Origin of the sequence: Enterobacter sp. C6, from assembly GCF_008122455.1 — a bacterium.
GTDB lineage: Bacteria > Pseudomonadota > Gammaproteobacteria > Enterobacterales > Enterobacteriaceae > Enterobacter > Enterobacter pseudoroggenkampii.
The window spans coordinates 1-438 of record NZ_QPFW01000007.1; the positions used below are offsets into that span (position 1 = coordinate 1).

A 438-nucleotide genomic window follows, 5' to 3' on the forward strand; every position below is an offset into this window, starting at 1 on the left:
CACCGTGCTGCTCGGGGCGGGGATCGGCACGCTGGGTTCCACCATCAACCCGTTTGCCACGGTCATCGCCGCCAACGCCGCCGGGATCCCCTTTACCAACGGCATCGCCCTGCGCGTGGCGCTGCTGGTCATCGGCTGGATCATCTGCGTGGCGTGGGTGATGCGCTACGCCCGCAAGGTGCGCAAGGATCCCTCGCAGTCGATCGTTGCAGACAAGCAGGAAGAGAACCGCGCCCATTTCCTCGGCAACAAGGGCGAACAGTCGCTGGAATTCACCCCGGTGCGCAAAATCATCCTGGTGATTTTTGCCCTCGCCTTCGCGGTGATGATTTACGGCGTGGCGGTACTGGGCTGGTGGATGGCGGAGATATCGGCGGTGTTTCTCGCCAGCGCGATTATCGTCGGCCTGATCGCCCGCATGAGCGAAGAGGAGCTGAC

1 pseudogene is annotated in these 438 nt (G+C 63.2%); it reads left to right on the forward strand.

The annotated features are described in order from the left end of the window. Positions 1 to 438 (forward strand): annotated as a pseudogene (locus DOU50_RS00040) (YfcC family protein); the annotation flags it as partial.